The 12,015-nt window shown below is 34.9% G+C and carries 7 protein-coding genes; all 7 read right to left on the bottom strand.

Annotated features, from left to right (window positions below):
* Positions 1-11: 11 nt before the first annotated feature.
* The 7 genes from LNQ49_RS05425 to LNQ49_RS05395 all read right to left on the bottom strand — a co-directional run bounded on the left by LNQ49_RS05425 (position 12) and on the right by LNQ49_RS05395 (position 12,010).
* Entirely contained in the window at positions 12-2,999 is a 2,988-nt protein-coding gene (locus LNQ49_RS05425) for a SusC/RagA family TonB-linked outer membrane protein (protein WP_229987666.1), read from the bottom strand.
* Between the two features lie 348 nt (positions 3,000-3,347).
* Positions 3,348-4,991 carry an arylsulfatase gene (locus LNQ49_RS05420; protein WP_229987665.1) on the bottom strand — a complete coding sequence of 548 codons (1,644 nt, stop codon included), beginning with the start codon at positions 4,989-4,991 and terminating at the stop codon, positions 3,348-3,350.
* 40 nt (positions 4,992-5,031) lie between these two features.
* A complete protein-coding gene (locus LNQ49_RS05415; protein WP_229987664.1) occupies positions 5,032-6,294 on the bottom strand; it encodes a YeiH family protein in 1,263 nt (420 codons plus the stop codon).
* Between the two features lie 285 nt (positions 6,295-6,579).
* Positions 6,580-7,290 carry a thioredoxin domain-containing protein gene (locus LNQ49_RS05410; protein ID WP_229987663.1) on the bottom strand — a complete coding sequence of 237 codons (711 nt, stop codon included), beginning with the start codon at positions 7,288-7,290 and terminating at the stop codon, positions 6,580-6,582.
* Between the two features lie 4 nt (positions 7,291-7,294).
* Positions 7,295-8,368, bottom strand: a complete 1,074-nt coding sequence (locus LNQ49_RS05405) for a sterol desaturase family protein (protein ID WP_229987662.1) — start codon at positions 8,366-8,368, stop codon at positions 7,295-7,297.
* 208 nt (positions 8,369-8,576) lie between these two features.
* A complete protein-coding gene (locus LNQ49_RS05400; RefSeq protein ID WP_229987661.1) occupies positions 8,577-10,508 on the bottom strand; it encodes an arylsulfatase in 1,932 nt (643 codons plus the stop codon).
* A gap of 29 nt (positions 10,509-10,537) precedes the next feature.
* Positions 10,538-12,010: a RagB/SusD family nutrient uptake outer membrane protein gene (locus tag LNQ49_RS05395; RefSeq protein ID WP_229987660.1), complete on the bottom strand. Its 1,473-nt coding sequence runs from the start codon at positions 12,008-12,010 to the stop codon at positions 10,538-10,540.
* Between the last annotated feature and the right edge of the window lie 5 nt (positions 12,011-12,015).

Below are 12,015 nucleotides of genomic sequence, written 5' to 3'. Positions count from 1 at the left end.
CATTGTTCGTTTTAAAAATTAATATTTACTCCCATAGCAATTGTTCTTGCAGGTGGAGCTGAGTAAAATTCTTGCCCAATAGCATTATTATCATCTCTTCTGGCTTCTGGATCTGATCCTTCATAATTTGTAAAAGTTAGTAAGTTAACAGCTGTGATGTAGAATCTTAAATTGCTCATTCCCATGTCGTTTACTGCTTGTTTAGGTAAAGAATATCCTAAAGTTATGTTTCTCAAACGAATAAAATCTGATTTTCCTAAATAACGTGTAGATTCTTGTGTTCCATTTGATGAATCAAATCTAGCTTGTGGTACACTTGTTATGTCACCTGGTTTTTGCCAACGATTTAACTGATCTAATGTTTGGTTATCAAAATAGTCACCTGCTGTAGATTGGTATCTCCCTGCTGCATTATAAATGCTAGCACCCCATTCTCCTTGAAATGTAAGTGAGAAATCGATGCCTTTATAAGCAATGGTATTTGTTAAACCTGACATTAAAGTTGGAAAAGGATTTCCAGTAATAACTCTTTTTGCTTCGCTATAATCATTGGTTGTACTCTTGTCAATACTTCCATCGGCGTTTGTAGTGTTTTTTACAAAAAGGGCATCTCCATTTTCTGGATCTACTCCTGCATATTCAACTAAGTAGAATGATGAAATGCTTTCTCCAATTCTGTTGATGGTAAATTCAGTAACAATATCAGTATTATTATTTGGCAATGATTTTACTTTGGATTTGTTTGTGGTGATATTGAAGCTTGTATTCCATTTGAAATTTTCGGTTTCAATATTTTTTGTGTTTAAAGTAAATTCAAAACCATTACTTCTAATTTTTCCAATGTTTTTATTAATTGTTGATTCTCCTGAGCTCAAAGGCAACGGAACTTCAAAAAGTAATCCATCGGTGTCTTTTTGGTAATAATCTGCTTCTAAAGAGATTCTGTTTAAGAATCCAATTTCAAAACCAACATCTGTTTGTGTTGATTTTTCCCAAGTAAGATTATCATTTCCTGCTTGATCAAAAGTAAGCCCCGATTTTAAATTATAAGGATTAGGTCTGTACAATTGGCGTGAAGCAAAATTTCCTATTTCTGCATTTCCTAATTTACCCCAACTTCCTTTTAATTTTAGGTAAGTTAAAACAGTATTTTCTTTTAAGAAGTTTTCTTGAGATACAACCCAACCTGCTGAGAATGCTGGAAACACTCCAAATCTTTCATTTTTCCCGAAACGTGACGATCCATCACGACGGATACTGGCTTTAAAAAGATATTTATTGTCATAACTATAATTTAATCTTCCAAATTGGGAAACGAATGCATAATCGGTTTCGCTTCCGTGACCTTCATTTACTTCGGCACCACCATCAACAGTTTGAAAGGAATCATTTGGAAAATAAATACTATTCACATCTTGGTAGCGTCTGTTGTATTTATTGAATTCCATACCTGCAACTGCGTTTATAGTATGTTTTTCTGCAAATGTTTTATCGAAAGTAAAATAGTTACTAAAAACATAATTTTCGGTATTTACTGAGGTTGCAAATACAGCACCATCTGTTGCCATAAACGGGGCTTTTTTTCCTTGCCAGTAATCTTCTGTTTGACTTAAAAGATCGTATGAGAAGTCTGAATTAAATTTTAAAGAAGAAAATAGTTTTAATTCTCCGTAAACTTTTCCGATAACTCTTCTCATAATTGTTTTCCAGAAGGTGTTGTCTTTGGCTAAAAGATAATTTGAATATTCTGTATTTGGATTTGCACTTCCGTCTGCTAGTCTAGCTTGAGATATTGGTGCTTGTGCTACAGATTGTAATGGAGTTGAAAATGAATTGTCATCTTGAACTCTATTTATTAATGATCTTGAAAAACCAATATTCATTCCTGCAGTAAAACGGTCTGATACTTTGTGAGATAAGTTGGTTCTGGCAGTTAATCTTTCTAAGTTATTACTATCAATAATTCCGATAGTTTTGTTGTATGAGCCTGATATAAAATATTTGGTTTTATCATCACCTCCTGAAACTGAAAAATCGGCATCGGTTGTATACCCTGTTTTTATAGCCTCTTTTTGCCAGTCGGTGTTTACTTCTCCATTTCTCCAATCTGTCCCTTGTGATAAAAACTCTAATTCATCTTCTACAGATGCTAAATCATTTACATTTCGACCTGCTTCAAGTAATAATTCAACATATTGTTTTGAGTTCAGCCATTTTTTTTTATGGGTAGCCTCGCTAATTCCTTGTGACATATTAATAGAGAAAGTCCCTTTTCCATCTTTTCCTCTTTTAGTAGTAATTATTACAACTCCGTTTGCACCACGTGCTCCATAGATAGCTGCAGATGAAGCATCTTTTAAAACATCGATAGATTCAATTTCGTTTGTGCTTAATGTCAATAGGGGATTGGTTGGAGCTCCATTACCAGATTCATCGTCAGTAATTAACGGAATACCATCTAGTACATATAAGGGTTGTGTTCCAGCACTAATACTTGCTGCACCACGAACTCTAACACTTATACCTCCTTCGATTTTACCATTTGTTTGAGTAATTTGTACCCCAGCTAATTTACCTACCAACGCATTTTGCAGATTGGAAACGGGTATTTGTTGGATGTCTTTTGCTGTTACTCTAGCAATGTTGTCTGTTAGATTCTTTTTAGTCTGAGTTCCATAACCAACAACTACAACAGCCTCAAGTTCATTTTGAGTTTCGGTTAACTGAATTGTCATTGAATTTGTTGCTGGTACTTGAACTGTAGCAAAACTTACATAACTTGCAATTAAAAGATCTCCCTTGTTTGCGGCTATCTTAAATTTTCCGTCAAAATCAGTTTGTGTACTGGTCTTTGTTCCTTTTACGAGGATGTTTACTCCAGGAATAGGGATTTTCTTTGAGTCGGTGACTATACCAGATATAAATCCTTCTTGTGCATTGGCTATTTGCACTAATAATACCGACACAAGCCATAAAAAATACTTTAAGTTAATTTTCATTTTTTAAAGTTTAAGGTTAGTTCTCAAATATCTTAAATATATGTTAATGAATGTTTATTTTTTAACATAAAATATCACAAATAAGCGTGTTTTTGTATAAAATGTAACATTATGGGTTTTATTTGTGTATTTGTCTTAAAATAAATGATTACTATTGTTAATAGTTTAATTTTTAATTCAATTTATATAGTTTGTTTGTTGTTATTTAACAGTATGGTTGTGTAGTTTTTATCTAATATTGGTATTCTTTATTTATTGTGTAGTTTTATTTGCTGTTAAATATCAAAAGCGATAGTCCAAGAACTATCGCTTTTTGTTTATAATTGCTTAAAATATCAAAAAAAGCAACTATTTCTTTAGAGGAGCTCCACCAGGCATCAGCTCACTTTTTAGCTTGAATTTGCTGTATTCAACTACTCCTGTTTTTTCTGCCCAATCAAAATATTTTTCTGATAATTGATTTACAATTGCAGGGTTTTGTTGTGCTACATTGGTTGTTTCGCCTCTATCAGTATCAATGTTGTAGAGTTCCCACTCATAAGATGGATAAATAGAAACTAATTTCCATTTGCCATCTCTTACAGCGCGGTTGCCTGCTCTTTCCCAAAATAATGGGGCGCCTCTATTTACCTGTGAAACATTATTAAATAAAACAGGTAATAGACTCCTTCCAACCAGAGGATTAGACGCCGTGCCATTATATTCTTTTGGATATTCTATTCCAGCCAATTCATAAAAAGTAGGAGCGAGGTCTATGATATGTCCTGTTCCTTTATCAATTCTTCCAGCTTTTATTTGTGATGGATACCATGCAATAAATGGAGAGCTAAAACCTCCTTCGTGCATATTGTTTTTATATTGTTGCAGCGGGGTATTGGATAAGTAAGCCCAGTTTTGTTCTTGATAATCAAACGACCCCGAGGTTCCTACTGGACCTGTGTTTCTTACAAGCCCCCTGTTTAATTGATTGTAGCTATTAAAACCTCCTTGTGCTCCATTATCAGAAATGAAAATAATTAGCGTGTTTTTATCTTTCTTCAATGCTTTTAATTCAGCTAAAACTTTTCCAACATTTTGGTCCATATTATCAACCATGGCCGCATAAACTTCCATTTTAGCTTTCCAAAATTGTTTTTCATCATAGGTTAATTTGCTCCATTCTGGTACTTCGGGATCTCTTGGAGCAATAGTTTGATCGGCTAGGAGGATTCCGTTTTCTTTTAATTTCTGAATTCTTCTTTCTCTTAAAACATCCCAGCCTTCATCAAACTTTCCTCGGTATTTGGCAATATCTACAGGTTTTGCTTGTAGTGGCCAGTGTGGTGCTGTAAAAGCTAAATACAGGAAGAAAGGCTTGTTTTCTTTGTTTTGTTCTTCTAGAAATGTTACTGCATTATTTCCTATTTCATCTGTAAAATAATAGGAATCATCTTTTGGATGTAATTCGACATTGTTTTTTAGCAGTTTTACTGGATATGGGGTTTTTCCGAAAGGCAAAGGTTTAGTGTCAAAATAATTTGATGCTCCTTTTAGGATTCCGTAAAATTTATCAAATCCTCTTTGGTTTGGCCATTGCGCTTGATCTTCAGAACCGACATGCCATTTTCCGGATAATAAAGTGCTGTATCCGCCCGAGCGAAAAACTTCTCCTAAGGTTAATGATTCTTTGTTTAAATAGCCTTGATAGGCTGGTAATCCAAGATTAACATCAAAGAATCCAACGCCTGCTTTATGCTGATATTGACCTGTTAATAACGAAGCTCGCGTTGGCGCACAAATAGAATTGTTGTAAAACTCCCGTAAGCGCAACCCTTCTTTGGCTAGTTTGTCTAGGTTTGGTGTCTTAATCTCTGATCCATAACTTCCCAAATCTGAATAGCCCATATCATCAACCATAATAAGAATAATATTGGGTTTTGACGCTTGGTTTTGTGCGGGAACTAAGGCAACTGTTGCAAGCAGAAGGTTTAGTGTAATAACTATTTTTTTCATTTTTATTTTAAATTTTTGTTGGCTCAATCCTGCCTGTATTTTAATTGCTAAATAATAGTAAGGCAATGATTAGGGTAATAATAACATTGAATAGTTGTGCTATTAAAAAAGCATATAATGGTTTCTTACTGTTGTTGCTTAGTAAATCTTTAAAGTTGGTTTCTAAACCTATACTTGTAAAAGCCAGTGCAAACCAAATACCTTGTAAGTTCTTTAAACTGTCCTTGACTTCATCTCGAGCTTCGGGTGTAAGAAGGAATGAAAAGACTAATGAAGCGGCTATAAAACCGATAACAAACTTGGGGAAGCGTTCCCAAATGATTCCTAATGTCGGTTTGGATGCGACTGCCTCGTCCGATTTATTATGTGTATAGGTCCAATAAACAGATATGGCAAAAGCAGCTAAGCCTAACAAGACATTTTGAGAGAATTTTACAATCGTACTTATTTTTAAAGCCGTTTCTCCTACGAGCGAACCAGATGCAACAACAGCACCTGAGGTATCAATACTACCACCCAACCAAGCTCCTGTTACTTCTTCGGGGAAGTTGAAATACTTGGCAATTATGGGCATAAATAACATCATAGGAATTGCCGTAACCAATACCATTGAAATAACATAGGATAGTTTTTTTGAATCTCCCTTGATGGCACCGGATGTTGCAATAGCTGCCGAAACACCACAGATTGAAACTGCGCTAGAAATCATCATAGTTAGCTCATCATCAACTTTTAGTTTTTTGCACAACCAATACGCAAAGTACCAAACGGATAGTACGACTACTAAAGCTTGAAATAATCCTAAGGTTCCGGCTTTAAGAATGTCTGAGAAGATTACGCTTGTTCCCAATAGAACCAATCCAATTTTTACAAATATTTCTGTTGACAATGCGGAACGAAACCATTCAGGAAGTTTGAAAAAATTACCAATACTTAAACCTATAATCAAACTAAAAATTACAGCTTCTAGATTGAATCCTTTTATCGTAGTATTTCCTGCAATAATCAAAGCTACTATGGTTAGCACATAAACAATTGGAAAACCCAATAAGAAGTTCTTTGCGGACTTTCCCGTTAAATAAGCTCCAATTGTTCCTATAGAAATAAGGTATATAAATTGTAAACCAATGATTTGTAAATTTTCAGAATCGAATACATGATATAGTAAATCATTTCCATTCGACCATTTGAATACAGGAACAGAAGGGAGAAAAATAAAAAGAGATATTCCGATTATTAAAAATCCCAATAGGACTACTGTCCAGTCTTCGTGAATGGTATATTGTTTTGTTTTAATTGACATTTTAATATTTTTTGTTTTTTTAGGCAAGACCTTTTTGACCTTGTAGGTATGGCAAAGAAGGAGTGAATTAACCCCAACTTGTTATTCTGAGGAACGAAGAATCTCCGAAAGAAACTAACATAAAGTATTCTTAAATTGGCGAGCTACTCGTGTAGGTTCTTCGTTCCTCAGAAAGACAATATTGCGAGAATAATTTTTAATTTATTGATAAAATATCTTAGCATCTTTAGACGCACTGCGGTGCGCCTCCACAGAAAACCTTAGTGTCTCAGAACCTCAGCGTCTTTAATTCAAAGCCACATCAACATCATTTTTTAAATCACCTAAGCCTTCTTTCTTAAATACAATTTTTCCTTTTTTGTATAAAATCAAGGTTGGGAAAACTTTTACTGTTTTTAAATCGGCAATCACCTGTGGGCTGTCTTCAAGTTCTATCTCTACAATTTTTAAATTTTCGCCATACTGAGCTCGGATTGTTTCTAAAATAGGTTTTACTTTTTTACAAGGTGCACAGTGTTTAGAGCCAATATCAACTAATACAGTATTATTATCGGCAATAATTTTGTTGTATTCCGCTAAGGATAATTTACTTTTGGAACTAGCATAAAATGGCTTTCCGTTTCCAATCCAGTTGGCAATTCCACCTTCTAAACTGTAGGCTTCTTTGAATCCATTTTTTAATAATTCTTTTTCTAAGGCTACACTTCGTCCTGCACCGATAGAATAAATAAATACTGGTTTTGATTTATCTAATGCTGCTACATACTTGGCATAATTTTCTGATTGTAAATTAAAGTTGACTGCGTCATTGATATGATTCAATGCAAATTCTTCTGCATCTCGAGCATCAATTATCTGAGGATTTTTTTGACTTTTAATCTTCGTATAAAATACTTCTAGCGATACTATATTTGAATTTTTATCTTGCGAAAAGCCTAGGATTGTAAATAGCAAGACTAGTGCTGTGATACTATTTTTAAGTTTTGAATTTTTCATGTTTTTAAGATTGGGTTTGCTGTTCATAATAAATGGGACTAGGAGAAGGTGTGTTGCTTGCTTTTTGAGTTACAGGAACTGCAAGAACACCTTCTGCCAAGGCGCTTCCTTCTTTTTTAGATTTGAGTATCGGCCAAAGAAATTGTGCATACCATTCTTCTTGTTTGTACGATTTCATTCCGTACGATTTTGGAAATTTTCGCGTAATTAATCCTGTTCCGAAGATCATATCCCAAATGAAGAACATATTACCAAAGTTGCCTTTAAAATGTCCTACACCATCTCCGCTAGTATCGGCATGATGTGCGTGATGTGTGGCTGGAGTCGAAATTAAACGCTCTAAAACCCATGCAATAGGATGTAATACTTTGTATTTATAAAATGGCTTGTCCCAAGCAATACTAGAATGCGCTCCCAAAGTGATAAAGCTTTTGATAACCAAAACAAATAAAGCAGGTAGCCCCAAGCCTAAATACGTTAAAGTAGCTGTTAAGTAAATCTGAGAAAAGAAAATGGTGTAGATAAAGTTTTGTCTAGAAGCCATTGCCATTCCCATGTATGGAGCCGAATGATGTGTTCTATGAAAACGCCATAAAAACGGAACTTGATGATGCAAGCGGTGGTACCAATATTGAGTTAAATCATCGGCTATAGCAATTAAGAAAAAGCCTCCCCAAAACGGAACCCAAGAAAGTGAGTTTTCTAGATTTGGAATTAAATGAGGTAAAACGGTTAAACTAAAAAAAGCAACTACTGGAGGTAAAAGTAATTTAGGAGCCAAGAAACAAACAATATCTATTTTGCGTTCTTCACCAGTCCATTGATCATCATACAAACCAGCAGTAAATTCTACGATGCCTAAAACCAGCATAAAGACTATTAATCCCCAACTACGGATATTTTGAAATGCAGGTTTTGCAAATTCTAAATAAGAGGGTAATGAAAGATGGGATTCGGTTACAATGCCATTATTTAATTTAAAATACAAGTAAATAGCTACTACAGGTAAGGAATATAACAAAAGACTAATGCTTAAATCTCTTGTAAGTTTGCTATTTGAATTATGAGTTACTGCCATGATTCTTTATTTTAAAATTTGATTAATTAATGTTAATCCTCCAACCAAAATGATTAGCGGAACTAAAAAAATAATCGCTCCAACGAGGATTTTTTTTCCTATTATTTCAAAGTCTACTCGTTTCATAGTCTGTGATTTTTTATTATTTATTTAAAAGAATCAGGTCTTTTTATGTTGAGGTAAAAGACCTGAATTCTAGATTTGTTTATTAATTAGTTGCCCCAGTTTGGGTTGCTTTTTTTACCAATTCCTGTAGGTCTTTATCTTTATTTACGCCAGTGTTATGTATTCTTCTATTAAATACATCTTGCCAGTCGATTAATGGATAAAGGTTGTTTTCTTTTGCTTGCTCATCAAATACCTTTTTTAGCGCTGCCAATTTCTCAGGATATTTCTTTGCCAAGTCAATACGCTCGTTAAAATCTTCGTTTAGATTGTATAGCTCCCAAACATCTTTGTCAAAATTGCTAGTCACAGGAACTTCATTTTTACCTAATGAATTTTTTATTGCAAATGAATCAGGAAGATGTGCTGTTGCCGCTTTCCAACCGTCTTTATAAATGGCTCTGTTACCAAAAATGTAATAGTATTGTACTTTGTGTAAGGATTCTGCTTTAGCGTTATTTAGTGAAGCATATAGAGAGGAACCTTGTATGCTATCTTGTTTAATCTCTCGGATATACTCTGGTGCTTTAATTCCAGCAACATCTAGGGTAGTAGGAAGTAGATCGATTACATGACTGTATTGATTTCTTATTCCTCCTTTTTCTTTGATTCCTTTTGGATAATAAACAATTAACGGATTGCGTGTTCCTCCTTCTGATTGTGCGTCTTGCTTCCAGTTTTTAAAAGGTGAATTTGTAGCTTGTGCCCATCCTAAAGGATAATTTGTGTTAAGCCCTTTTGCAGTTCCAATTTCTCCAATGTTATTTAAATTATTCTGAAGATTCTGTTCATCGGATGCAGTTTTAGAAAAAAGAGATTGGTTGATAGTACCTTGCAAAGTTCCTTCTTTGCTAGCCCCATTATCTCCAATTGCAACAAAAATAAGTGTGTTGTCTAATTGATTGGATTCTTTTAAATGTTTTATGATTCGACCAATTTCGTGATCAGTATAAGTAAGATATCCAGCATATACTTCCATGAATCTAGCATATACTTTCTTCTGGTCAGGAGTTAGTTTTTTCCAATCGGTAATAAGCGGATTGCGTTCTGGTAATATCGCATTAGCAGGAATTACTCCTAATTTCTTTTGATTAGCTAAAACTTTCTCACGGTACACATCCCAACCTTCATCAAATTTTCCTTTATACGGATCGCTCCAAGACGCTTCAACTTGATGAGGTGCATGAACTGCTCCTGGTGCATAGTACAAAAAGAATGGTTTGTTTGGAGCAACTTTGTGTTGCTTTGTGATATAGCTAATGGCTTTATTAGTAATCTGATCTGTTAAATGTCTGCCATCAGGAGTAACATGGGTATTGTCTTCGACTAAATCGGGTTTGTATTGATCTGTTTGCGATCCTAAGAAACCAAAGAAGTGCTCAAAACCTTTACCTGTTGGCCATCTGTCAAATGGCCCAGCATCAGTCGCTTCTTCATCAGGAGTCAAACCATATTTACCTACTGCAAAAGTGTTGTATCCTTTTTCTCTTAAGATCTCTGCTATGGTTCCTTTATCAGATGGAATTCTTCCGTCCCAACCAGGAAAACCTGCCGACATAACTGTATGAGAGAATCCGCTAACATGTACTTTTCCAGAATTTCTTCCAGTTAATAATGCAGCACGGGTTGGCGCACAAATAGCAGTTGTATGAAAGTTGGTGTAACGCAAACCATTATTTGCTAGATTATCAAAAGTTGGGGTTTGTATCAATCCACCAAAAGAACTTGATGCACCAAATCCGACATCGTCAAGCAATATCCATACAATATTTGGAGCGTCTTTTGGGGCTGTAACAGGCTCTGGCCAATATTCTTTTGAATCGGCTAAGGTTTTACCAATTACCCCCTTAAAGTTTGTATCTGGTGTGGTTTGTGCAAATGTTGGTACTGCTCCTAATTGTGCAACTAGTAAAGCAGTAATCAAAAGCCCATTTTTAGGACTTTTGATTTTACTGTTATTTTTGATTTTTTTCATTTCTAAATAGTTTTATTTATGGTTTGTAGTTAATATCCTGTGTTTTGTGGTAATCCTATTGGATCAATACTGCGCTCGCTTTGTGGAATTGGGTATAGATTATTTCTTTCGGAAACAGACGTTTTAGCTGCTACTTTTTTTACTTCGGTAACCAAAGTTCCCCAACGCACTAAATCATACCAGCGTTGTCCTTCCTGAACAAACTCTTTTTTACGTTCTTCTTGAATAGCAGCTCTAAATGTTTGTGGTGTTAATCCAGATAAATCAATTGTAGGATCTGGCTTATTGATTGGTTTTCCATACGCTCTTCTTCTTACTTGGTTCAACGCTTCATATGCTTCGGTAGTAGGACCAGATTGCTCATTTGTGGCTTCTGCTAATGACAATAAGATATCAGCGTAGCGAATAATTGGAAAATTAATGGCCACATTACTTGGTGTAGCTAAGTTTGTTAGATCTAAGTATTTTTTAAATATTGGTTTTGGAAAAGTATACAGGGTTCCAGTGCTAGGATTGAGTAATTGTTTAGCATAACTCACATCTCTTCTTGTATCTCCTGTAGCATAGGTATCATAAAATAAAGCTACATCCGAAATAATATCTGCTGGTTCTGTAGCTGTAAATCCTGTAAACGAGGTACCTTGAAAAGTACTTCCGCTAGATCCATTTCCTGCTTGGTTAGGTTCGAATTGTACAGAGAAAATATGCTCTTTTCCATTCTTTTTCGTCTTATTAAATACATCCGCAAAATTTTCAAAAAGCGCATATCCATAGCCACCATTAATAACTTCATTGGATTTAAGAATTGCATTAGGCCAATCTTTTCTTGTCAAATACACTTTAGCCAAAATAGCTTTTGCAGCTCCCGATGTGGCACGTCCAGCATCATTTGCAGGATAAGTAGAAGGTAAGCTTTCTGCATCTTTTAAGTCTGAAATTATTTGAAGATAAACAGCATCTACTGTCTCTCTTCTTGATTTTAAACTCTCTAATTGTATTGATTTTGGTTCATGTAAAACAATTGGCACATCACCCCAAAGGCGAACAGCCTGAAAGTATAGAAGTGCTCTAATAAACTTTGCTTCATTGATTAATCTTGTTTTCACAACCTCAGAACCAGATACGTTAGGGATATTATCGATTGCTACGTTAGCTCTGTTTATTCCAGAGTAGATTTGGCGCCAAGCCACTTGAACACGATCAGAAGTAGCATCATGAGTCAAACTGCTTAAAGCTCTAACCTGTGGGTTGGTTGCCGAAACTCCAGCGGCAGCATAATCAGTAGCCATATCAGTTAAGAAGTAAAGATTTCTTCCAAACAAACTTTGCTCACCAGGATCAAGGCTCAAAGAAGCATATACAGCATTGACACTTGCTACAGCATCATCTTGAGTTTTAAAGTAATTGTTTTCGGTTACAAAAGAGGTAGGTGTTACCTCTAGTTCAGTGCACGATATAAGTAAGCTGGCACTTAGTAGTATTGTAATTATTATTTTTTTCATCGTTT

The organism is Flavobacterium pisciphilum (assembly GCF_020905345.1).
In the GTDB taxonomy this organism is placed as follows: domain Bacteria; phylum Bacteroidota; class Bacteroidia; order Flavobacteriales; family Flavobacteriaceae; genus Flavobacterium; species Flavobacterium pisciphilum.
This window is presented reverse-complemented; position numbering and strand designations above follow the sequence as displayed.